Source organism: Promicromonospora sp. CA-289599, assembly GCF_050936155.1.
Lineage (GTDB): Bacteria > Actinomycetota > Actinomycetes > Actinomycetales > Cellulomonadaceae > Promicromonospora.
In genome coordinates, this window is record NZ_JBNJNI010000001.1 from 4,266,525 (window position 1) to 4,287,874 (window position 21,350).

At 71.6% G+C, this 21,350-nt stretch carries 21 protein-coding genes; 6 read left to right on the forward strand and 15 right to left on the reverse strand.

The window, feature by feature from the left end; genetic code table 11:
• Positions 1–55 precede the first annotated feature (55 nt).
• Entirely contained in the window at positions 56–493 is a 438-nt protein-coding gene (locus ACQEVI_RS18965) for an MGMT family protein (RefSeq protein ID WP_432901610.1), read from the forward strand.
• A gap of 58 nt (positions 494–551) precedes the next feature.
• Here the strand turns inward: ACQEVI_RS18965 and ACQEVI_RS18970 are convergent, their stop codons facing one another.
• The 3 genes from ACQEVI_RS18970 to ACQEVI_RS18980 all read right to left on the reverse strand — a co-directional run bounded on the left by ACQEVI_RS18970 (position 552) and on the right by ACQEVI_RS18980 (position 2,539).
• A complete protein-coding gene (locus ACQEVI_RS18970) occupies positions 552–1,664 on the reverse strand; it encodes an LLM class F420-dependent oxidoreductase (RefSeq protein WP_432901612.1) in 1,113 nt (370 codons plus the stop codon).
• Between the two features lie 165 nt (positions 1,665–1,829).
• Positions 1,830–2,255 carry a type II toxin-antitoxin system VapC family toxin gene (locus tag ACQEVI_RS18975; protein ID WP_432901613.1) on the reverse strand — a complete coding sequence of 142 codons (426 nt, stop codon included), beginning with the start codon at positions 2,253–2,255 and terminating at the stop codon, positions 1,830–1,832.
• Positions 2,252–2,539: a hypothetical protein gene (locus ACQEVI_RS18980; protein WP_432901615.1), complete on the reverse strand. Its 288-nt coding sequence runs from the start codon at positions 2,537–2,539 to the stop codon at positions 2,252–2,254. The genes ACQEVI_RS18975 and ACQEVI_RS18980 overlap by 4 nt, the downstream gene beginning before the upstream one ends.
• Before the next feature lie 195 nt (positions 2,540–2,734).
• On the opposite strand from ACQEVI_RS18980, the gene ACQEVI_RS18985 reads away from it, so the two are divergent.
• Positions 2,735–3,127 carry an MmcQ/YjbR family DNA-binding protein gene (locus ACQEVI_RS18985; protein WP_432901617.1) on the forward strand — a complete coding sequence of 131 codons (393 nt, stop codon included), beginning with the start codon at positions 2,735–2,737 and terminating at the stop codon, positions 3,125–3,127.
• 30 nt (positions 3,128–3,157) lie between these two features.
• On the opposite strand, the gene epsC is transcribed toward ACQEVI_RS18985, so the two are convergent.
• From epsC to ACQEVI_RS19000, 3 genes are all read right to left on the reverse strand, one after another.
• Positions 3,158–3,754: a serine O-acetyltransferase EpsC gene (gene epsC / locus ACQEVI_RS18990; protein WP_432901619.1), complete on the reverse strand. Its 597-nt coding sequence runs from the start codon at positions 3,752–3,754 to the stop codon at positions 3,158–3,160.
• Positions 3,754–4,689, reverse strand: coding sequence for a cysteine synthase A (gene cysK, locus ACQEVI_RS18995; protein WP_432901621.1), 936 nt, complete (start codon positions 4,687–4,689; stop codon positions 3,754–3,756). Before cysK ends, epsC begins: the two co-directional genes overlap by 1 nt.
• A gap of 556 nt (positions 4,690–5,245) precedes the next feature.
• On the reverse strand, positions 5,246–6,025 hold the full coding sequence (locus tag ACQEVI_RS19000) for a lytic polysaccharide monooxygenase auxiliary activity family 9 protein (RefSeq protein WP_432901623.1): 780 nt from the start codon (positions 6,023–6,025) through the stop codon (positions 5,246–5,248).
• 151 nt (positions 6,026–6,176) lie between these two features.
• On the opposite strand from ACQEVI_RS19000, the gene ACQEVI_RS19005 reads away from it, so the two are divergent.
• Both ACQEVI_RS19005 and ACQEVI_RS19010 read left to right on the forward strand, forming a co-directional pair.
• Positions 6,177–6,713 carry a GNAT family N-acetyltransferase gene (locus tag ACQEVI_RS19005; RefSeq protein WP_432901624.1) on the forward strand — a complete coding sequence of 179 codons (537 nt, stop codon included), beginning with the start codon at positions 6,177–6,179 and terminating at the stop codon, positions 6,711–6,713.
• Positions 6,714–6,775: 62 nt separating this feature from the next.
• The gene (locus tag ACQEVI_RS19010) at positions 6,776–7,129 is read left to right on the forward strand and encodes a nuclear transport factor 2 family protein (protein WP_432901626.1); all 354 of its coding nucleotides are present in this window, start codon (positions 6,776–6,778) and stop codon (positions 7,127–7,129) included.
• On the opposite strand, the gene ACQEVI_RS19015 is transcribed toward ACQEVI_RS19010, so the two are convergent.
• From ACQEVI_RS19015 to erm, 3 genes are all read right to left on the reverse strand, one after another.
• Complete coding sequence (locus ACQEVI_RS19015) at positions 7,122–7,526, reverse strand: DUF4345 domain-containing protein (protein ID WP_432901628.1); 405 nt, start codon at positions 7,524–7,526, stop codon at positions 7,122–7,124. The genes ACQEVI_RS19010 and ACQEVI_RS19015 overlap by 8 nt on opposite strands.
• A gap of 69 nt (positions 7,527–7,595) precedes the next feature.
• Positions 7,596–8,198 (reverse strand): hypothetical protein, encoded by a 603-nt coding sequence (locus ACQEVI_RS19020; protein ID WP_432901630.1) that lies wholly within the window; start codon positions 8,196–8,198, stop codon positions 7,596–7,598.
• Positions 8,199–8,269: 71 nt separating this feature from the next.
• Positions 8,270–9,034 (reverse strand): 23S ribosomal RNA methyltransferase Erm, encoded by a 765-nt coding sequence (gene erm / locus ACQEVI_RS19025; RefSeq protein ID WP_432906014.1) that lies wholly within the window; start codon positions 9,032–9,034, stop codon positions 8,270–8,272.
• 330 nt (positions 9,035–9,364) lie between these two features.
• Here erm and ACQEVI_RS19030 point away from each other — a divergent pair, with 330 nt between their 5' ends.
• The gene (locus ACQEVI_RS19030; protein ID WP_432901632.1) at positions 9,365–12,904 is read left to right on the forward strand and encodes a family 43 glycosylhydrolase; all 3,540 of its coding nucleotides are present in this window, start codon (positions 9,365–9,367) and stop codon (positions 12,902–12,904) included.
• 59 nt (positions 12,905–12,963) lie between these two features.
• Here ACQEVI_RS19030 and ACQEVI_RS19035 read toward each other — a convergent pair whose 3' ends face one another.
• From ACQEVI_RS19035 to ACQEVI_RS19060, 6 genes are all read right to left on the reverse strand, one after another.
• Positions 12,964–13,629 carry a response regulator gene (locus ACQEVI_RS19035; protein ID WP_432901635.1) on the reverse strand — a complete coding sequence of 222 codons (666 nt, stop codon included), beginning with the start codon at positions 13,627–13,629 and terminating at the stop codon, positions 12,964–12,966.
• Complete coding sequence (locus ACQEVI_RS19040) at positions 13,626–14,822, reverse strand: sensor histidine kinase (protein WP_432901637.1); 1,197 nt, start codon at positions 14,820–14,822, stop codon at positions 13,626–13,628. The genes ACQEVI_RS19035 and ACQEVI_RS19040 overlap by 4 nt, the downstream gene beginning before the upstream one ends.
• 5 nt (positions 14,823–14,827) lie before the next feature.
• Entirely contained in the window at positions 14,828–15,898 is a 1,071-nt protein-coding gene (locus ACQEVI_RS19045) for a DUF418 domain-containing protein (RefSeq protein WP_432901639.1), read from the reverse strand.
• Positions 15,899–15,967: 69 nt separating this feature from the next.
• Positions 15,968–18,289, reverse strand: coding sequence for an FtsX-like permease family protein (locus ACQEVI_RS19050; RefSeq protein ID WP_432901642.1), 2,322 nt, complete (start codon positions 18,287–18,289; stop codon positions 15,968–15,970).
• Complete coding sequence (locus ACQEVI_RS19055; RefSeq protein WP_432901645.1) at positions 18,286–18,969, reverse strand: ABC transporter ATP-binding protein; 684 nt, start codon at positions 18,967–18,969, stop codon at positions 18,286–18,288. Before ACQEVI_RS19055 ends, ACQEVI_RS19050 begins: the two co-directional genes overlap by 4 nt.
• Positions 18,970–19,036: 67 nt before the next feature.
• Positions 19,037–19,558 (reverse strand): PadR family transcriptional regulator, encoded by a 522-nt coding sequence (locus ACQEVI_RS19060; protein WP_357447535.1) that lies wholly within the window; start codon positions 19,556–19,558, stop codon positions 19,037–19,039.
• Positions 19,559–19,749: 191 nt separating this feature from the next.
• On the opposite strand from ACQEVI_RS19060, the gene ACQEVI_RS19065 reads away from it, so the two are divergent.
• Positions 19,750–21,342 carry a peptide chain release factor 3 gene (locus ACQEVI_RS19065; RefSeq protein ID WP_432901648.1) on the forward strand — a complete coding sequence of 531 codons (1,593 nt, stop codon included), beginning with the start codon at positions 19,750–19,752 and terminating at the stop codon, positions 21,340–21,342.
• Positions 21,343–21,350 lie beyond the last annotated feature (8 nt).

Here is a 21,350-nt window from a genome sequence, read left to right on the forward strand (position 1 = left end):
GCCCGTCGCTGTCGCTGCTGGTCTCGCTGTCGGTGTCCGCGTCTACGATCGCATCGTGACCGACTCGCCGCCCGGAACCCAGCTCACCGACGTCGAGGAGTATGCCGCCGCGGTGCTCGACGTCGTCCGGCGCATCCCCTCGGGCCGCGCGATGACGTACGGGCTGATCGCCGAGATCGTCGGTGAGGACCTCGGCCGCGGCGGGCCACGCCAGGTGGGGAGCGTCATGGCCGGATCGGGGGACCGGTACGCGCACCTCGTCCCGGACGACGACGGCGGGTCGGAGGGCGCGGACGGCGACGCCGCACCGCCGTCCGACGACGAAGGCGTGCCCTGGTGGCGTGTCGTCAACGCGGCTGGTTCCCCGCCGAAGCAGTACCTGACCGAGGCCCTGGACGCACTGCGCGCGGAGGGCTGTCCGCTGTCCCGCGACGGCCGCCGCGTGAACCTGAGGCGCGCGGTGTGGTTCCCGGAGGACGACCCCCCTCGTTGAGTGCTGGGTATTTGTCGGCTCAACGGCCCGAACTCAACAAATACCCAGCACTCAACGGTCAGACCTTTTTCGGGGACACCCGGGAGAGGAGGGCCGCCGTCGTCGAGCGGGTTCGGCCGGCCAGGGTCGAGTCCTGCGACGCCGACAGCAGCGCCAGCATGGACGCCGGGTCGCCCTGGACGAGCATCGTCGTGATCGCCGTGCGCTCCCAGGCCGGCAGCTCACGCCGGATCTTGTCGATCGGGCCGACCAGCGCGATCTCCTCCACGAGCTGCGTCGGCACGGCCGCGGCCGCCTCCTCCTTGCGCCCGGCGAGGTACAGCTCCTGCACCTTGTCGAGCGGCTCCTTGTAGCCGAGCCGGTCGAGCGACTGCTTGTGGAAGTTCGCGTCCTTGGCGCCCATCCCGCCCGCGTACAGCGCGATGTGCGGGCGGATGACGTCGGCGGCTGCCTCGACGTCGTCCCGCACGATGACGGGGACCGTGGCCGCGACCTCGAACCCGTCGGCCCCCGAACGCTCCTCCGAGCGGACGTCGAAGCCCTCGGCCAGCAGCGCGCGGAACTCGTCGTCCATGCGGGGCGCGTAGAAGCCGGCCATCCAGCCGTCGGCGATCTCGGCCGCGAGGGCCACGTTCTTGGGGCCCTGCGCGGCCAGGATGATGGGGATCTCGGGGCGGAACGGGTGCACCGTGGGCTTGAGGGCCTTGCCCAGCCCCATCGCCCCGGGCGCCTCCGCGGAAAGGGGCAGCTGGTAGAAGGAGCCGTCGTGGGTCACCGGCGCCTCGCGGCGCATGACCTGCCGCACGATGTCGACGTACTCGCGCGTGCGGGCCAGCGGACGCTTGTACGGCTGGCCGTACCAGCCCTCGACGACCTGCGGCCCGGAGGCGCCGAGGCCCAGCACGAACCGGCCCTTGGACAGGTGGTCCATCGTGAGCGCCTGCATGGCGGTCGCCGTCGGCGTGCGGGCGGAGAGCTGGGCGATGCCCGTGCCCAGCCGCACGTTCTTGGTGCGGGAGCCCCACCAGGCCAGCGGCGAGAAGGCGTCGGAGCCGTAGGCCTCCGCCGTCCAGACCGAGTCGAGGCCGAGCCTGTCGGCGGCCACGATGAACTGCTGGATGCCCTTCGGGGGCTTGCGGGACCAGTAACCGGTCTGGAATCCGATGCGCATGTGGGGTCACCTCGTCGTGGGAACGTCTTACCCGGGACGGCGCGTCCCAGGTACTGCCCCACACCCTACCGTTCGCCCGGCGCAGGAGCGGTCGCGCTCTGCACGGGCGGCCTCACCCATGCCGGTGGTCGGCACGGGCGAGGCAGTTTCCTTCCGGGCGACCCGTCAGACGGCGATGACGGAGACGTGTTCGCCCGCCAGGGCCGTGATGTCGTCGGGATCGGACGTCAGTACGCGGACCGGCTTGGGTGAGGCGATTGCCGTCGCGCACACCATGGCGTCGATTGCATGACTGTGACCGTGTTTACCGGCGTCGGCAAGGAGCTCGGTCGCATCCAGGGCGACCTGTTCGGTCACCGGCTCGACCGACAACATGGACAGACGCCAGTCCACAGCTCTGCGATTGATCTTCGGGTGAATGGCCTCGACGAGCGTGGCCGAACTGATGACGACAGGAATGTCGTGCCGATGCGCAGCGGCAAGAAGGTCAACCACCGCGTCGTCATGAGCCACCGCCTTCGACAGCCCTTCGCTGTCCAGGACGAACGTGCCGGGCAGTGGCCCTGGCCTCTGCTTCTTCGACGGCGTCATGCCGCACCGCCCTGCTGACGTGCGACTTTGGTGCGTGCGCGCTCAGCCTGTTCTGCGTCGGCGCGACGGATCACTGCTTCGGCCGCAGCGATGCGTTCCTCGCTGATCGGGCCATGCAGCTCTTCGTACTTGGCAAGGAACATGCCGAGCCTGTCGTGCCGGACCTTTGCTTCGACCGCTCCCGCGATGTACGCAGACAGGCCCGCGTCACCGCTGACCTCGCGCGCGGCCTCGGCAAGGCTGCGCGGCATCGTGATCGAGTACTTGCCCATCTTCTCGGCCATGGATCCGATCCTACCGCTGATCCTACCGAAGTCGAGATCTTCGCTCTCCACCACTTCACGTGTTTCCATAAGCATTGCTGGTATATCCACCTCGTAGTGCTCGTTTCGCAGGCCTAGTCTGGATGACTAGACCGAAAAAACTCTAGTCGTGCAGTGGTGTGCGCGCTCGTCGAATCGGGGGTCTACCGTGGAACGGTGGCCACCTACGACGACGTCACCCGGCTCGCCCTCGCGCTGCCCGAGACCGCCGAGGGCCTGAGCTACCGCCACCGTGCCTGGTCGGTCGGGCGCAAGGCGTTCGCGTGGGAACGCCCGTTCACCAAGGCCGACCTCAGACGGTTCGGTGACGAGCCGGTGCCGGAGGGGCCGATCCTCGGCGTGCGGGTCGAGGACCTGGGGGAGAAGGACGCGATCCTGGCCGAGGAGCGGCCGGGGTTCTTCACGATCGCGCACTTCGACGGCTTCCCGGGGATGCTGATCCAGCTCGACGTCATCGACGAGGCGAGGCTGCGGGAAGCCCTGGTCGACGCCTGGCTCGCCACGGCGCCGCCCGCGTTGGCGCAGCAGCACGCCGACCGCCTGCGCTGAGGCCGGCGGGCGTCGGTCAGGACATGGAGGTCAGATCGAGTACTCGATGAGCTCCGACGGGTCCTCGTGCCGGGGGCGTTCCGCCACCGGCGCGTTCGGCACCCGGATCCGCGCGGGGATGCCCACGGCGACGGCTCCAGGGGGTACGTCCTTCACGACGACGGCGTTGGCGCCGATCTGCACGTCGTCGCCGACCCACACGGGGCCGAGCACCTTCGCGCCGGCGCCGACGGTCACGCGGTCGCCGAGCGTCGGGTGCCGCTTGCCGCGGTTGAGCGACCGGCCGCCCAGGGTGACGCCGTGGTAGAGCATGACGTCGTCGCCCACCACGGCGGTCTCGCCGATGACCACACCCATGCCGTGGTCGATGAAGAGGCGCTGCCCCAGCCGGGCGCCGGGGTGGATCTCGATCCCGGTCGCCGCCCGCGCGAGCTGCGAGAGCAGCCGCGCGGGCAGGCGAAGGGACGGCACCCGCCACATGCGGTGCGCCGCACGGTAGGCCCAGAGGGCGTGCACGCCTGGGTAGGCGAGCGCGACCTCCAGGTTCGACCGCGCGGCCGGGTCGTGGGCGCGCGCGGCGGCCAGGTCCTCGGCAAGAACCCGGAACATCCCGCGCGCCCTGGTCATCAGTCGACCAGGCCCTCGAAGAGCGGGGTGGAGAGGTAGCGCTCGCCGAAGTCGGGGACGATCACGACGATCGTCTTGCCGGCGTTCTCCGGGCGCTTCGCGACCTGGAGGGCGGCGGAGAGCGCGGCGCCGGACGAGGTGCCGACCAGCAGGCCCTCCTCCTTCGCCGAGCGGCGCGCGGTGTCGATGGCGGTGGCGAGGTTGACGTCGATGACCTCGTCGTACACCTTGGTGTCGAGGATCTCCGGCACGAAGTTGGCGCCGATGCCCTGGATCTTGTGCGGGCCGGGGGCGCCGCCGTTGAGGATGGGCGACTCCTCGGGCTCCACCGCGACGACCTTGATGTCGGGGTTCCGGTCCTTGAGCACCTGGCCCACGCCGGTGATGGTGCCGCCCGTTCCGATGCCGGCGACCAGGATGTCGACGTTCCCGTCGGTGTCGGCCCAGATCTCCTCGGCGGTGGTCGCGCGGTGGATCGCCGGGTTGGCCTCGTTGGCGAACTGACGGGCCAGGATGGCGCCCGGGCGCTCCTGCGCGATCTTCTCGGCCGCCGCGACGGCACCCTTCATGCCCTCGGCGCCCGGCGTGAGCACCAGCTCGGCGCCGTAGGCGCGCAGCAGCGCGCGGCGCTCCTTGGACATGGTCTCCGGCATCGCGAGGACCACCTTGTAACCGCGGGCCGCGCCGACCCAGGCCAGGGCGATACCGGTGTTGCCGGAGGTGCCCTCGACGATCGTGCCGCCCTCCTTGAGCTCACCGGACGCCTCGGCGGCGTCGATGATGGACACACCGATGCGGTCCTTCACGGAGTTGGCCGGGTTGTAGAACTCGAGCTTCGCGAGAACCGTCGCCTCGAGGCCCTCGGTCAAGCGGTTGAGCTTGACGAGCGGGGTGTTGCCGATGAGCTTGGTCGCGTCGTCATAGATGCGGGCCATGTGTTCTTCCTTCACTGTGTGGCGGGTCTGGCTGGAGTCGTGCATGTCCGACGTCGGCGCCCGGGTCGTGCGGATGCGTGCCTCGGGACTGGCGTGGAGCGTCTGGGGCTTGGGTGGGACCGGAGCATCGCGCCGGCGCCTGGGCCACGCTCGGCTGGAGCCGGTGTGGTCGGGCGCGAAGCGGACGCTCTACAGACAGCCTCGGGGGCAGCAGTCGGACACGCACATGGAGTGCGTGGCGGCGGTGCGGGTCGAGGTGAGGGCCGAGATGGGGAGTGCGGAGCGCACGGTGCTCAAGACGTCCTCCCTGCGTGGGCGGCCGGACGGCCGCGCGGCTGCGTGTTCCGTGGCGGGCCATCGGCCTGCCTGGAGCAGATTACGCGGGCACGGACTGTGAGACAAGATCTGTCTCAGGTATCGATCACGCCTATGCGTTGGGGGGTCGCCCGGGCGCTCCTGGGGCGGCGTCCTGAGGCACGACGTCGGCCCCGGTCCGCTGAAGGACCGAGGCCGACTGTTGACTCACGAGGCGCTGCTGTCTCCTGCTCTCCCGCGGTCAGATGGCGAACTGACCGAGGCGGCAGCCGGCCGCCGCCGTCGTCGCGACCTTTGTCGTGACGACCGACTCGGGCTCGGTCTCGGCTGCGGCCGCACCGCCGCCGATGTTGATGTCCGAGCACAGGTAGTACGGCTGGTCGAGGTGGGAGGCCTGCCAGATCGTGTACAGGACGGCCCGGCCGCTGCGCCCGGACAGGTCGACGTCGGTCTCGTACGTGCCCTGCGACGGGTAGGAGCCGGTCTCCTTGACCAGCTGGACGTCGTCCCAGCCGAGCGCCTCCGTCGTCGGGTCGAAACCGGGCTCCGAGACGTAGATGCGCAGGTAGTCGGCGCCGTGCCGGGCCTGGTCGGTCAGGGTGAGGTGGAACTGCTGCGGGACGTCCTTGGCGACCCACTCGCCAGGGGTGTCCATGTAGTCGTACCGCGGCGACTGGGTGCGGCCACCCGAGCAGAGCTGCCCGTTCGGGATGACGCCCTCGTGGTTGCCGCCCACGTTCTCCCGGTAGAGGCCGTTCCAGTTCCACATGGCGTTGGGGTCGTGCTGCCAGGCCCCCCAGCACATCGGGTCGATGTTGGCCATCTCCGGGTTCAGGTGGTCGCTGCCCCAGCGCTCGAGACACCCGTAGTTGCGCGTGGGCGGGTCGGTCACCGAACCGTGTGCGGCCGCCGGCGCCGCAGTGATGGTGTCCGCGGTGACCGCGGCCACCAGGGCGAACGGAGCGACCAGCGCCGCGGTGATGGCGAGCGTGAGACTGCGCTTGTGCGCACGGATGGACATGGTTCCTCCAGGTGCTCGGGCGAGTGCGCCTGACGGAGCCCGCCACGGCGCGGTGCAGAAACCGCTCTGCGGAAACACTGTGCGGAGGCCGAGCGGGCGAAAACCACCCGCTGAAACGTTTAGAGTTCGGTCACGACCAGGAAGGAACGGCGTGTCGCACCAGCCCCAGATCAAGCCCCAGGTCCAGCCTCGGATCCATGAGGCGTCCGCCGCCGACGACGCCGTAGTGCTCCAGCTCATGACGGAGTACATGGCGTGGGCGCTCGCCACGTTCGAGGAGACCTACGGCTTCGCGATGGGCGGCGACGCACGGCACACGCCCGCGGCGCTCGACCGGTTCCGCAGGCCGTCCGGCGTGATCGCGCTCGCGGACGTCGGCGGCGCGCCGGCGGGCGTCGCGGCCCTGCGCGTGCAGGACGACGGCGCCGTCGAGATCAAGCGGATGTTCGTGCGTCCGGAGCACCGTGGCGCCCACGTCGGCTCGGCGATGCTGGACTGGCTCCTGGACCTCTCCCGCGGCGAGCTGCGGGCACCGACGGTCCGGCTGGACAGCAACCGCTTCATGCACGAGGCCCACCGGCTCTACGAGTCGCGCGGGTTCGTGGAGCGTTCGCCCTACCCGGGTTCCGAGATCCCTGCCGAGCTGCAGCATCTCTGGCGGTTCTACGAGCTGACCATGGATCACTGATCCCTGGCTGACCGGCAGAACTGTGCATAAGGTCGAGGAGACCGAGCACCTTGGAGGTTTGCATGGCTGTCAACGACACGCCCGACGTCGTCCCGCCCACGATCCCGCCCGTCATCCAGGAGTTCGTCGACGCCACGAACGCGGCCGACACCGAACGGTTCGTCGCCACCTTCACGGACGACGCCTACCTGAACGACTGGGGGCGTGAGTTCCACGGCCCTGACGGTGTGCGGAGCTGGAACGAGACCGACAACATCGGGATGCAGAGCCAGTTCGAGCTGATCTCGGTGCTGCCCGGGACCGCGCACGGCGAGTACACGGCGAACATCATGGTGACGAGCAACCGGTTCAACGGGACAGGCCCGTTCAAGTTCGAGCTGCGCGACGGGAAGATCGCGAGCCTGGTGCTCAGCTGACGCGCGGCGGAGCGGCCGGTCTCGGGAACGTCCGCACGTGCCACCAGATCACCAGCGGTACGACGAGCAGCTCAAGGACCAGCGCCCCGACGAACACCGGATGCGGCCAGCCCGTCACCGCCACGGAGACGAGCCGTGCAATGCCGCCGAGCGACGCGATCGCGAGGATCACGCGCGTCACGGCGGCGCGCTCCTGAGGTCGGCGCAGGCTCCACCAGATGAGCAGTCCTGCGGCCAGCCAGAAGACGTTGGTGAACCGGTACTCGCCATCGACGGTGGCGTTCACCGCCTCGCCGTCGGGCAGGGCCGCAGGCCCGCCCACGATCCCGAGCAGCCCGCTCAGCACGGGAACCACGCCGAGCGCGGCGATGACCACTATCAATGTCCGGCGTCCCATAGGGGCAGTCTGGCACGGGCGTCCGGTCTGTCGCCGGGGCTTTTTGGCGGCGGGTTCAGGTCCCGTCGCTCACCACATCGCTACCTCGGCCCCGAGCTCCAGCCCTGCGTCGGTGGTGTGCGCCGACGAGATCGTCACCTGTTCCAGGTCCTCGCCCTCCGGGAACGCCACGCCCTCGACGAGCTGGTCCAGCTGGTCGTTGCCGAGCTGCTCCGCGAGCGTGGCCACGGGCATGCTGAGCCCGCCGAGCCGGACCGTGTCCGCACGGAGCACCGCCTGGCCGCCCTCGGCGGCCACGGAGAGGAGCACGTCGACCGTCTGCTCGCTGCCAGCGATGGAGAGCGGTAGGCGCGCGACGAGCTCCCCGGCCTCAGAAGTGACCTGAAGCTCCGGCAGGTCGGTGGCGGTGCGCGCCGTGTCGGTGAGGGCCTCGGGGGAGACCCGCACCGACACGGTGGCCTGACCGGTCGCGACCTGCCAGAGCGCGGGGGTGTCGTCCCGCGTGACGGTGACGCCCGCGGGGAGGTCCGCCTCGGCGCTCGCGATCCGGTCATCGATGATGCCGCGCAGGACGAGCTCGCCGGCCACCCCGAGCACCGCCAACCCGCCGACCACCGAGATGAGGGCGATGATCCAGCGATGGCGCGGGCGGTACGAGGAGGTCCGTGTCATGGGGACCATTCGACCGCAGCGACATGACGATCTGCTGGGCATGCTGTGATAGATCGGGGCTGGCCAGAGGCTTACCGCCCGCTCACGCGGTACGCCCCCACCCACGCCCGGGCGTCCAGCTCACGGGGGAGCGCGTCCGGGCCGGCGCCGTGCTCGCGCGCCCACCGCCGGACGTCGTCCCGTGCGATGCCCTGCCGCACGAGGATCTCGTGCAGCCCGCGACCACGCCCGTTGAACACCGCCGCGGCGAATCGCTGGTAGCCCCGCTGCTCGCGCACGGGCAGCAGCGGCTCCGCACGACGGTCGATGACGAGCAGCCCGGCGTCGACGCTCGGCCGCGGCCGGAACGCCCCGGCGGGGATGCGGCGGTCCAGGCGGGGCGAGAACCAGGGCCACCACTGGGCGGTCAGGAGGGTGGTGCCGCCGACGGCGGCGCGCTTGCGCGCGACCTCCCACTGCGTGATCAGCACGGCGCGCTGCCAGCCGGTCAGCGTGAAGAGGCGCCGCAGCACCGGTGTGGTCAGGTGGAACGGCACGTTGCACACGAGGTCGTAGGGGTCCGACGGCGGTGCGTGGCGCAGGATGTCGTCCCGCGTCACCGTGACGTTGCCGGGGACCACCCGGCTGAGCCGCCCGGTCGAGCGCGGGTCGATCTCCACCGCCTCGAGCGGGCGGCCCAGGCGCGCCAGCGGCAGGGTGAGCGCCCCGCGACCGGCCGCCCACTCGACCACCGGCCGGTCGGCGTCGCGGACGAGGCCGACGACGCGGCGGATGACCTGCGTGTCGACCAGGAGGTTCTGTCCCAGCTCATGGGCGCCGCCCGGCAGGTCGTGGATGGCGGTGGAGTCTCGGGCAGGGGAACGTGAGGAACGATTGCGCGACATGGTGTGCTCCGGAAGTCGTCGGTACTCGAGATCCGGGCAGCACAGACGCGCCGCCCGGCGGGAGCCGGCGGCGCGGGGCACGCGCTGGGTGTGAGAGTGCGTTCCGCGCCGCTAGCGGGCGGAACGCTCTCTGATCATCGTGTTCATCGTCATGGCGTTCATCGGGAGCGACCCTACGAGCCACCCTCCGAGACGGGCCAAGGTTTTTCCGGAGGCTTGACACGGCGCACCCCCGATGGTCCTATGGCGCACTGTTAACGTTCACATTTCTGTGAGGTCACCGTGCAAAGAAGCACCAGTCGTTCCCTTCTGCCCCCACGCCCCGTTGCAGTCGGCGCCGTCGCGGCACTGCTCGGAGGTCTGCTCCCGTTCCTGCCGGCGAGCGCCGCCCTGCCCGCTACGGCCACCACTACCGCGTCGTTCGTGACCGCCGCCGACGCCGCCGACACCGCCGACACGGCCGCACAGGCCGATGCCGACGCCGCGGCCGCCGCGCTGAGCGTCGTCCACCCCGACGACGTCCGCGGGCACCTCACGCTGCCGTCGTCCGGCCTGGACGGCGCGACGGTCACCTGGGCGTCGTCCGACCCGGCCGTCGTCGCCACCGACGGTCTGGTCGCCCGCCCCGCGCACGGCGCGGGGGACACCACGGTGACCCTGACCGCGACCGCCGACGTCGGCGGCGCCACCGCCACGCGCGAGATCCCCCTCACCGTGCGGGAGCAGCCAGCCGCGGCGCCGTACGAGGGCTACGCCTTCAGCTACTTCACGGGCAACTCGATAGCGGGCGAGAAGATCTACTTCGCCGCGAGCCGCGGCAACAACGCCCTGAAGTGGGACGAGCTCAACGAGGGTCAGCCGACGCTCGAGTCGACCATGGGCGAGATGGGCCTGCGCGACCCGTTCCTGATCCGTTCCCCCGAAGGGGACCGCTTCTTCCTGATCGCCACGGACCTCTCGATCGGCCGCAACGGCGACTGGGACCGCGCGCAGCGACAGGGCAGCAAGTACCTCGAGGTCTGGGAGTCGACCGACCTGATCAACTGGTCGGCGCAGCGGCACGTCAAGGTCTCGCCCGACACCGCGGGCAACACCTGGGCGCCCGAGGCGTACTGGGACGAGACCCTCCAGCAGTACGTGGTGTTCTGGGCGTCGAAGCTGTACGCGGAGGACGACCCGGACCACACCGGCAGCGCCTACAACCGGATGATGTATGCGACCACGCGCGACTTCGTGACGTTCAGCGAGGCCAAGATCTGGCAGGACCGCGGCGAGTCCCGGATCGACTCCACGGTCATCAAGGAGAACGACACCTACTACCGCTTCACCAAGGACGAGGGTGGCGGCGGCACCGGCTGCTCGGACATCATCCAGGAGAAGTCCCCGACGCTGACCGCCGTCGACCTGCCGGGCGACCCGTCCTGGGAGTTCATGGACGCCTGCATCGGTCGCGACGCCGGCACGTCCGCCGTCGAAGGACCTACCGTCTTCGAGGCCAACCCGGGCGATACGTCCGGCTCGCCGTACTACCTGTTCGTCGACGAGTACGGCGGCCGCGGCTACATCCCGCTCGGCACCGACGACCTGGAGAACCCGGACTGGCAGGTCGCCGCGAACTACGACCTGCCGGCCAGCCCGCGTCACGGCACGGTCATCCCGGTCACCGCCGCCGAGCTCGCGGCGCTGCGTGACGGCATAGTGATCCCGGAGGAGCCCACGCCCGTCGTCGCCGACGAGAACGGCCTGGTCGCGCAGTACGACCTCGACGAGGCCTCGGGCACCGTCGCGACGGACAGCACCGGCCACGGGTACGACGGCACGATCAGCGGCGACGCGACCTTCGCCGACGGCGCGCTGAACCTCGGCGGGACCGACGGTCACGTGCGGCTGCCGAACGACATGATGGCGGGCCTCGACGCGATCACGGTCTCCACCAAGGTCTGGCTGGACCCTGCCCAGGCGACGCCGTACTTCATCTGGGGCCTCGGCAACACCGACGGCGGGGGCACCGGCAACGGCTACCTCTTCACCACGGGCAACAACTACCGGGCCTCGATCGCGTCCGGGAACTGGAGCACCGAGCAGACGGTGGCGGGCGGGCCCGCCCTGCCGCGCGGCGCCTGGAAGACGCTCACGTACACGCTCCAGGACGGCACCGCCGTGCTCTACCTCGACGGCGTCAAGGTCGGCGAGCGGAGCGGCGTCACCATCGCGCCCGGCGACATCGGCGACGGACGCACCACCGCCAACTACATCGGCCGCTCCAACTACACCTCCGACAGGTACCTCAAGGGCAAGGTGCGCGACTTCCGCATCTACAACCGGGCGCTGACGGCGGACGAGGTCCAGGAGCTCGGGGCGGACCCGACGGCCATCACCGGAGTCGAGCTCGACAGCCTCAAGGTCCCGGCCGTGATCGACTCCGCCTCCTCGACGGTGACGCTGCCGGTCACGCCGGGCACCGACCGGACGGCGCTGGAGCCGGCCTTCGAGAGCGTGTCGACGTCGACCGTCTCGCCGGACGTCACCGGTCCGGTGGACCTCTCGACGGCGAGGACGTTCACCGTGACCGCGCAGGACGGCGCCACCCGCGACTGGACCGTGCGCGCCGTCGAGATGCGGTCGCCGGTGCTGCCGGGCCTGTACGCCGACCCGAACATCGCGCGGTTCGGCGACCACTACTACATCTACGCGACCACCGACGGCGTCGCGGGCTGGGGCGGCAAGGACTTCTACGTCTGGAAGTCGAAGGACCTGGCCGACTGGGAGCGCTCGGCCGAGCCGTTCCTGACCCTGGACGGCGAGAACGGCGACGTGCCGTGGGCGACCGGTAACGCCTGGGCGCCGACGATCATCGAACGGGACGGGAAGTACTACTTCTACTTCTCGGGCCACAACCCGACCTACGACCGCAAGACGCTCGGCGTCGCCGTGGCCGACAGCCCCGAGGGCCCGTTCACCGCGCAGCGAGAAGCGATGGTCCTGAACAACGAGGCGATCACGTCGGGCCAGGCGATCGACCCGTCGGCGTTCCAGGACCCCGAGACCGGCAAGTACTACCTGTTCTGGGGCAACGGCGGGCCGTCCAACGGCCCGGTCTACGCCGAGCTGAGCGACGACATGCTGTCGATCAAGCAGGACACCCTGGCGCGGATCGGCGGCCTGAACGACTTCCGCGAGGGCACGTTCCTCAACTACCGCGACGGGCTCTACCACCTGACCTACTCGATCGACGACACCGGATCCGCCGACTACCGGGTCGGCTACGCCACGGCCACGAGCGTCGACGGGCCGTGGACCTACCGCGGCGTCATCCTCGAGAAGGACCGGAGCCAGGGCATCCTCGGGACCGGGCACAGCTCGATAGTGCAGGTGCCGGGCACCGACGAGTGGTACATCACCTACCACCGGTTCGGCATGCCGGGCGGTGACGGGACCCACCGGGAGACCACCATCGACCGGCTGACGTTCGACGACGACGGCCTCATGGAGAAGGTCGTGCCGACGCTCACGAGCGTCGACCCGCTGCCCTACGACGGCGTCCAGCCGGAGGCAAAGCGCCCGCCGAAGGTCCAGGGCAAGGCGTTCGTCGGTAAGACTCTCTCCGGGACGCCCGGAGTCTGGGACAAGCGGGGCGTGAAGCTCACGTACCAGTGGCTGCGGGACGGCGAGCCGATCGCCGACGCGACCCGCAAGACGCTGCGGCTGACGCCCGCCGACATCGGGCACCGGATGTCGGTGCGGGTGACGGCGTCGCGGCCGGGGGCGTTCCCGGGCGAGGCGGTCTCCACGAAGACGGCCAAGGTCCAGGCCAGGAGCTAGTTGAGGACTACGGCCCTGACTCGGCGTACCAGGTACGGCGAGTCAGGGCCGTAGTCCTGTCAGCGGCCCGCCACGCCGTTCTCCCAGGCCCAGGCCGCGATCTCCACGCGGTTGCGCAGCCCGAGCTTCGCCTGGACCGCCGCGACGTGACCCTTGACCGTGCTGAGCGAGATGAACATCTCCGCGCCGATCTCCAGGTTGGTCCGCCCGAGCGCTATCGCCCGGACCACCTCGGTCTCACGTTCGGAGAGCGGCCGGACGGCGGAGACGCCGCCCGGCCCGCCCTTCGAACGGACCGCGCCGGTCAGGTGCCGCAGCAGCCGCACCGTGACCGACGGCGAGACCAGCGCGTCGCCCGCGTGCGCCGCCCGTACCGCCTCGACGAGCAGCGCCGGGCCGGCGTCCTTCAGGATGAAGCCGACGGCGCCGCCGCGCAGCGCCCCGTAGACGTACTCGTCGACGTCGAACGTCGTGACGGCGACCACCCGGAGCGGGTCGGCGACGCCCGGCCCGGCGAGCGTGCGGGTCACTTCCAGGCCGTCCATACGGGGCATGCGGATGTCGACGAGGCAGACGTCCGGCCGCAGGCGGCGGGCCAGGGCGACCGCCTCGACGCCGTCGGACGCCTCCGCGACGACCTCGATGTCCGGCTGGTCCTCCAGGATGGTCCGCAGGCCGCCGCGGACCATGGGCTGGTCGTCGGCGAGGAGCACGCTGATGGTCATCGGTGCTCCCCGGCGGTCGGGTTCCCGACGGTCAGGGGCAGCATCGCCAGGACGGTCCACCCGACGTCCGGGCGCGGCCCTGCCCGCAGGGTGCCGCCGAGGGACACCACACGTTCGCGCATGCCGATCAGGCCGTAGCCGCCCCCGGTGTCGAGGGTGTCGATGGCGTCGGCAGCGCGGGCACCGGCGTGCGGAGCGTCGTCGGACACCTCGACGGTCAGACCCTCCGGGACCCGGCGCACGTCCACGGTCACCGTCCGGGCCTGCGGCGCGTGCCGCGTGATGTTCGTCAGCGACTCCTGGACCACCCGGTAGACGGCGGTGGTCACCTCCGCGGGCCACGCGGGCCTGTCGTCGGGCAGCCGCAGGCGTACCTCCGGGCCGCGGTCCCCGAACCGGCTGACGAGGGTGCTGAGCGACTCGGGGCCGGGAGCGACGGGAGACGCGTCGTCGGCGTCGCGCAGCAGGCCCACGACGCGGCGGAGCGACGTGAGGGCCTCCGAGCCGGCCGCCTCGATGCCCGCCAGCGACTCCGCGACCCGCGCCGCCTCGTCCGGACCCCTGGCGGCCACGATCTGTGCGGCCTGCGCCTGGACCACCATGCCGGTGATGTGGTGCGCGACGACGTCGTGCAGCTCGCGCGCCACCGCGAGGCGCTCGTCGCGGCGTACACGCTCGACCGCCGCCTCCCGCCGGGCGACGAGGAGGCGACCGCCGAGGCCCGCGGCGACGGCGGCGAGCCAGGTGGCGGCGCTCACCGTCGGGATGACCGTCGCCTCGGGCACGAACGGGACGGCCGCGAGCCACGACCCGGCGACCACCGCCAGGCCGCCGCCGGCCACGACGGCGGCCCGCCGCGTGGGGAGCGTGCGGATCGCCGACGCGACCAGTACCGCGAGGGCGAGGGAGACGGCCGGCGCGGGTTCCGCGGGAAGGTCGGCGAGCCACGCCACGACGACGGCCACCGCCGCCACGCCCAGCCCGGCGAGCGCCGTGCCGAACCGGTCTCGGCGACGCAGCAGGGCGAACGCGCCGACGATCGTCCCCGCGATCAGGCCGGGTAACCAGGAGAGACCACCCCAGCTCGCCGCCAGTGCCGCGGCCGTGAACAGCAGGGCGGCGGCGAGCGTCAGGCCGATGAGGAGATCCGCGGCGGCCCTCGCCAGGGCCGTCCCCCGTCCGGTGGTGTGCACGCGGTTCAGGCTACGAGGGTCGGCGCCGGGTGGCGCTCGCCGGCGTCGTCGGTGATGCGCAGCGGCGGACGTCGGAGCCACGTGGCCCACCGCCACCCCCACTCCAGAGGGCCGTACCGGAACCGGCGGAGCCAGAGGGTCGAGAACAGCCACTGGGCGACGAGCACGGTGCCCGCGATGACCAGCACCGTCTTCGACGACCAGCGTTCCGGGTGCCCGACGACGTGGGCGACGCCGAGCACCAGCACCGTAGCGGTCAGGTAGTTGGTCAGGGCCATCTTCCCCAGGGGCGCGAACACGGCGCGCAGCGCACGGCGGGCGGGCGTGCGCAGCAGGACCAGCAGCGCGCAGACGTACACGCCGGCGATCAGGACTCCGGCCGTCTGGAGGACGATCCGGTAGCCCAGCGTGTCGATGTCCCCGACCCGCTCGAACGAGGCCTGCGCCCAGAGCGCGGGCACGGCGGCGGCCGTCAGCCCGAGGGCGAGCAGGGCCGGGACGCGGGTCGAGCTCTCGATCCGCCGGGTCACGCCGTAGCGGGTCAGTGCCGAGCCGAGCAGGAAGAGGCCGGGGACCAGGGCGTAGTGCCCGCCGGCCAGCAGGATCGCTGCAACCAGGCAGACAGCGGCGAGACCGGCGATGGCCCAGCGGGGGAGCCACGTGGACGGCACCAGCACGAGCAGCCCGACGACGGCGTAGACCGTGAGGATGTCGCCCGGCCAGAGCAGGAGCAGGTGCGCCAGGCCGAGCGCGAGCAGCACCAGGAGCCGGCGCAGCAGGACCAGGCGTGGTCGTGCGACGCGGTCGGCCGCCGACTCGACGAGCAGCGCGAAACCGACGCCGAAGAGCACGGAGAAGATCGGGAAGAAGCGCTGGTCGACGAGCAGATGCAGCCAGTCCACCTGCCCGTCCCCGGAGGCGGCGAGCGCGGTCGTCACCGGTGCGTCGGTGGCGACCGCGGCGCTGATCGGGATGACGTTGGCGACGAGGATCCCGCACAGCGCGAACCCGCGGAGCACGTCGAGGGCGACGAGACGGGACCGGGCGGGGGGCGAGTCGGCAGCGGTAGGAGGCATGTCCTCATGCTCGGCTCGGGCCCGCGCGCTCCGGTACCGACCGAAAGTACCTTTCTACTCGCTGCGGATCTACTCGCTGCGGAGAGCCTCCGGGCGGGTCAGACGCCACAGCAGCGGCAGGCCGGCGGCGGTCGTCAGGAGCACCACGAGTGCCGCTGCCCCCGAGGTGATGCCCACACCGAGCCAGTCGAACGTGAGCGGGGCGTCGACCGCCGTCTGCAGCGCCAGGGCCAGGCCCGAACCGGTCAGCACGGCCAGGGTGAGCCCGAGCAGCACGGGGATGGCCACCTGGAAGAGCACGGAACCACCGAGCGTCCGACGTCGGGTGCCGAACGCGACCAGCACCGCGAGCAGCTGCCGCCGTTCCCGGAGCTGCTCGACGACGTTGACCAGCATGCTCGCCCCGATCAGCAGGAGCAGCGCCACCGTCCCGACCAGCAGCGACTGCCGCACGCCGCCCAGGACCGACGCGATGCGCTCCTGCTCGATCGACGAGGCGTACGCGGCCGGGTCCACCTGCGCGGCCGCCGTGCGCATGTGGTCCAGGGCGTCCGGTACGGCGGGATCGAGCGCGACGTACGCGGTCACCGACTCCGGATCGAGCCGGATCCCCTCCAGGGCTCCGGGTGTCACCAGGATCCGCGCGGGCAGCCCGCCCATCGCGTTGACCCCGCCGCTCGGCGGGTCCACCACCTGCGCCGACGCCGGCAGCGTCCACCGTACGTCGTCGCTCCCCGCGGGGCCGAGCAGGTAGGTGCTGCCGGGCGCCGGGGCGGTCGCACCCTCCGGTACGACGACGAACACGTCGCCGTCGGCGCACGCGTCGAGCCGGGCCTCCTGGGCCAGCACCTCGCACGTGCCGGACTCGACGAGCATCTCGTCGTCGCCGAAGGGTTCGGTCGGCGCCTCGTTCGACGTCGACCCGTCCGGCGCCGCCGTCCCCGCCCACGTCGAGGTCAACTCCCTGACCGCCGTGACGCCCTCGGCCCCGTCCAGTGCACTGGTCCAGGTCCCGGTGGAACGGCCGTCCGGGTCGATGTCCAGCACCGCTGCCTGGAACGTGCTGGTGTCGGCCTGCGACCCGGCGCTGAGCTCCCCGATCGCCCCGACCAGCCCCTGGATCGCGATCAGGCCGGCGACCGAGACGGCGATCCCCGAGACCGCCCGCACCGCCGTCCCGCTGTCCAGCTGCAGGCGCCGCACCGCCAGCTCCCACGCGACGCTGCCCCCGCTCAGCCGGTGCACCGTCGCCTCGACCAGCCAGGGCAGCAGCAACGCGACACCCGCCAGCACGAGGACTAGCCCGGCCACGACCATCACCTGGCTGCCCAGCGAACCGTCGAGTCCGCCCAGCAGCGGCGTCAGCAGCGCGACGCCCGCGACCGGGAAGACCAGCCGCCACCAGAACCGCCGTCGGCGCTCGCCGCTGCGCCGCACCACACCCAGCGGCTCGACCAGCACCTGCTTCAGCGCGGACAGCGTGACCAGCACCGTCGTCACCGGGACCAGCACGACCGTCAGGGCCGCGAGCACCGGGACCGGCCGCAGGTCCTCCGGGTAGAAGCTCATGCTCGCCGGCACGGCGTGGCCCGCCAGCTGCCTGATCGCGAGGAACAGCAGGGTGCCGACGACCAGCCCGCCCGCGGCGCCCGCGAGGGTCTCCCCGGCGGCGATCCGGCGGGTCATGCCGACGTCGGCCCCGACCAGCCGCAGTGCCGCGAGCCGGCGGTCCCGGCTCTCGCTGCCGAACCGCACCGCCGTGCTGACGAAGATGGCGACCGGGAGCAGCAGCACGACCATGCCCACCAGGACGAGCAGCAGCAGCGTCGGGTCCAGACCCTCGCCGGGCGACTCGGCCCCGCCGAACGACTGGATGCGGGTGGCCGTCGCGACGGTCAGCTCGTCGGTGCCCAGGTAGAACCTGAGCTCCTCGGGACCCGTCAGGCCCTCGTCCCCGATGGTGCCGACGACCCGGTCGCCCCACCTGCCCTGCAGCGCCGCGCCGTCGTCGGAGGCGAGCAGGTCGGCGAGGGCGGGGGAGACCACGAGGTCGCCCGGCGCGAGCTGCCGGTCCACGCCAGGGGGGAGCGGGGCGCCGTCGTCCTCCGGCTGGACCATCAGCCCGACGACGGGGTCCTCGCGGTACGTCGACCGGACCTCCTGGACAAGGGCCGACGGCGAGCCGGGGCTCAGCTCCTGGTCCGCGTTCACCGAGCGGGCCCCGTCGCGCGCGTCGCGCGCGTCGAGCACCGTGGGGATGCCGGCGGCGATCAGCAGCATCGTCACCCCGAGCCCCACGCCGACGGCGATCAGGGCCAGCCTTGCCCAGCCCGACCGCCCGCCACCGACGCTGAGCCGGATACCGAGGACGAGGTCGCCGAGCCGCCTCATCGGACGTACTCCCGTGCCCGCACCCGGCCGTCGCGCACGACGGCCTCGTGGTCGGAGTACGCCGCGACACGCGGCTCGTGCGTGACCAGCACGACGGCGGCCCCGGTCTCGCGGGCGGCCGCGACGAAGAGCTGCATGACCCGTTCGCCGTTCAGGGAGTCGAGGGCGCCCGTCGGCTCGTCCGCGAAGACGACCGTCGGCCTGGTCACGAGGGCGCGGGCGACCGCTACCCGCTGTCCCTGCCCGCCGGAGGCCTGCCCGGGACGCTTGTCCGCGACGTCCGACACCTCGAGCCGCTCCAGCCAGGCCTTCGCGCTGCTCAGGGCCGCGCGCCGTGGCGCACCGCCCAGTCGCAGCGGCAGGGCCACGTTCTCCAGGCAGGTGAGCTCGGGCACGAGCTGGCCGAACTGGAACACGAACCCGAACTCGCTGCGCCGCAGGGCGCTGCGCTCGTCGTCGTGCATGGCGGTGAGGTCGCGTCCGGCGTAGGTCACGCGGCCGGAGTCCGGGTGGAGGATGCCGGCCAGGCAGTGCAGCAGGGTGGACTTGCCGGACCCGGACGGGCCCATCAGTGCCAGCACCTCGCCGGCGTGCACCTCGACCGAGGCGGAGTCCAGTGCGGTGGTGGTGCCGAAGCTGAGGTGCAGGTTCTCGGCGGTGAGCAGTGGTTCGGTGGGCATGGGGGCTCCAGGGGGTGGTCTCGACAGGCTCGACCTGCGGGGGACGGGCTCGACTCGCGGGGACGGGCTACGCGCGGACCTGCGCGGCGAGCTGCTGCAGGCGCGCGGCGGTGAGCTCGAGCCAGCGCAGGTCGGCCTCGAGGTGGAACAGCGCGTGGTCGCAGATGAGCTGGTCGGCCAGGTCTCCGCCGTCCCTGCGCCGCGTGAGCTCCCGCATGAGGCTCAGGTGCGCCGACCGCTGCGTGTCGAGCACGTCCTCGGCGTCGTGGCCCGTGAGCAGGGCGAGCACGACCTTCGTGTAGAGCGTGCTCTGCAGGTAGGGCTCGGGCTTCTCGGGCTTGGCGAGCCAGGCGGCGACGTCGGACACACCGGCGTCCGTGATCGCGTACTTCTTGCGTTCCGGGCCCGCGCCGGGCTCGGACTCGACCTCGACGAGGCCGTTCTTCAGCAGCCTGGCGAGCGTCGAGTAGACCTGGCCGTACGCGAGCTGCCGGTCGTGACCGAAGCGTTCGTCGTAGGAGCGCTTGAGGTCGTACCCGTGGCGCGCCCCGCCCTCGAGCAACCCGAGCAAAGCATGTCCGATACTCATGGCGAGCACTATACACACCATGTATACACCCAAGGAAGTCTGCGTTGAGTGCTGGATATTCGCCCCGATCGGCGGCTGGAAGGGGCGAATATCCAGCACTCAACGGGGTGCCGGGCGGGCGGGTAGAGTTGGCGGCTGTTCAGCATCAGACAGGTGTGGTTGTTGCAGCGCGTACAGATCGGTGAGTCTCGGTGACCGTCCTTACTTCTGAAACCCGTCCGGTACAGGTCGAGGCGGCCCGACGGCGCAGCATCGCCGTGATCTCCCACCCCGACGCGGGTAAGTCGACGCTGACCGAGGCGCTGGCGCTGCACGCGCACGCCATCGAGGAGGCCGGGGCGGTCCACGGCAAGGGCAACCGCGCCGGCGTCGTCTCCGACTGGCTCGAGATGGAGCAGAAGCGCGGCATCTCGATCACCTCGGCGGCGCTCCAGTTCGTCTACGGCGACGTCGTGATCAACCTGCTGGACACGCCCGGCCACGCCGACTTCTCTGAGGACACCTACCGCGTCCTGACCGCCGTCGACGCCGCCGTCATGCTGCTCGACTCGGCGAAGGGCCTGGAGCCGCAGACGCTCAAGCTGTTCGAGGTCTGCCGACGCCGCGGCGTGCCGGTCATCACGTTCGTCAACAAGTGGGACCGCCCCGGCCGTGAGGCTCTCGAGCTCTGCGACGAGCTCGAGGAGCGCATCAACCTGCGCCCGACGCCGCTCACGTGGCCGATCGGTGAGGCCGGCCGGTTCCTCGGGCTGGTCGACCGCGCCACCGGCGAGGTGCGCACCTACCGCCGCGCCCCGGGCGGCGCGTCGATCGCCGAGGAGAGCGTGCTCACCCCGCAGGCCGCCGCCGACGCCCTGGGCGACGACCACACCGAGGCCGTCGAGAGCGTGCAGCTCCTGGAGCCCGTCGACCGCGAGTCCTTCCTCGCGGGCACGACGACGCCGATGCTGTTCGGCGCGGCGCTCGCCAACATCGGCGTCCGCCAGCTGCTCGACGCCGTCGTCGATCTCGCCCCCGCGCCGGGCGCCCGTCCCGACGTCAACGGCGGGGACCGTGCGGTCACCCAGCCGTTCAGCGGGTTCGTGTTCAAGATGCAGGCCGGCATGGACCCGAACCACCGAGACCACGTCGCGTTCATCCGCGTGTGCTCGGGCCGCTTCGAGCGCGGCATGGTCGTCACGCACGAGCGCACGGGCCGGCCGTTCGCCACCAAGTACGCCCTGTCGGTCTTCGGCCGCGAGCGCTCGACGGTCGAGGACGCCTACCCCGGCGACGTCGTGGGCCTGGTCAACGCCAGCACGCTCGCCGTCGGCGACACGGTCTTCGACTCCGCCGGGCCGAAGGTGCGCTTCCCGCCGATGCCGGTGTTCGCGCCGGAGCACTTCGCCGCCGCGCGGTCGGCCGACCCGGGCCGCTCCAAGCAGTTCCGCAAGGGCATCTCCCAGCTGGAGCAGGAGGGTGTCGTCCAGGTCCTCGTCTCGGAGGCGCGCGGCGACGGCAACCCGATTCTGGCGGCCGTCGGCCCGCTGCAGTTCGAGGTGGCGACGTTCCGCATGGAGCATGAGTTCTCCGCGCCGATCCGCATGGAGACGCTGGGGCTCTCGCTCGCCCGCGAGGCCGCGCCGGAGCACATCGGCGTCATCGCGGGGTACCCGGGCGTCGAGGTGGTGCGGCGCGGTGACGGGACGCCCCTGGTCCTGCTGCGCGACGTCTGGCACGCCCGAGCGTTCGAGCGCGCCCACCCCGACGTACCGCTCATCCCGCTGGTCGCCAGCGGGGTCTGACCGCGCGG

What these genes read in the sequence shown, in the direction of transcription:
- ACQEVI_RS18975 (WP_432901613.1), bottom strand. Translation starts at nt 2,255, where the DNA reads ATGACGCCGTCGAAGAAGCAGAGGCCAGGGCCACTGCCCGGCACGTTC.
- ACQEVI_RS19045 (WP_432901639.1), bottom strand. Translation starts at nt 15,898, where the DNA reads ATGCCTCCTACCGCTGCCGACTCGCCCCCCGCCCGGTCCCGTCTCGTC.
- ACQEVI_RS19015 (WP_432901628.1), bottom strand. Translation starts at nt 7,526, where the DNA reads ATGGGACGCCGGACATTGATAGTGGTCATCGCCGCGCTCGGCGTGGTT.
- ACQEVI_RS19000 (WP_432901623.1), bottom strand. Translation starts at nt 6,025, where the DNA reads ATGTCCATCCGTGCGCACAAGCGCAGTCTCACGCTCGCCATCACCGCG.
- ACQEVI_RS19035 (WP_432901635.1), bottom strand. Translation starts at nt 13,629, where the DNA reads ATGACCATCAGCGTGCTCCTCGCCGACGACCAGCCCATGGTCCGCGGC.
- ACQEVI_RS18970 (WP_432901612.1), bottom strand. Translation starts at nt 1,664, where the DNA reads ATGCGCATCGGATTCCAGACCGGTTACTGGTCCCGCAAGCCCCCGAAG.
- cysK (WP_432901621.1), bottom strand. Translation starts at nt 4,689, where the DNA reads ATGGCCCGCATCTATGACGACGCGACCAAGCTCATCGGCAACACCCCG.
- ACQEVI_RS19055 (WP_432901645.1), bottom strand. Translation starts at nt 18,969, where the DNA reads ATGCCCACCGAACCACTGCTCACCGCCGAGAACCTGCACCTCAGCTTC.
- ACQEVI_RS18980 (WP_432901615.1), bottom strand. Translation starts at nt 2,539, where the DNA reads ATGGCCGAGAAGATGGGCAAGTACTCGATCACGATGCCGCGCAGCCTT.
- ACQEVI_RS19020 (WP_432901630.1), bottom strand. Translation starts at nt 8,198, where the DNA reads ATGACACGGACCTCCTCGTACCGCCCGCGCCATCGCTGGATCATCGCC.
- ACQEVI_RS19060 (WP_357447535.1), bottom strand. Translation starts at nt 19,558, where the DNA reads ATGAGTATCGGACATGCTTTGCTCGGGTTGCTCGAGGGCGGGGCGCGC.
- epsC (WP_432901619.1), bottom strand. Translation starts at nt 3,754, where the DNA reads ATGACCAGGGCGCGCGGGATGTTCCGGGTTCTTGCCGAGGACCTGGCC.
- ACQEVI_RS19010 (WP_432901626.1), top strand. Translation starts at nt 6,776, where the DNA reads ATGGCTGTCAACGACACGCCCGACGTCGTCCCGCCCACGATCCCGCCC.
- ACQEVI_RS19050 (WP_432901642.1), bottom strand. Translation starts at nt 18,289, where the DNA reads ATGAGGCGGCTCGGCGACCTCGTCCTCGGTATCCGGCTCAGCGTCGGT.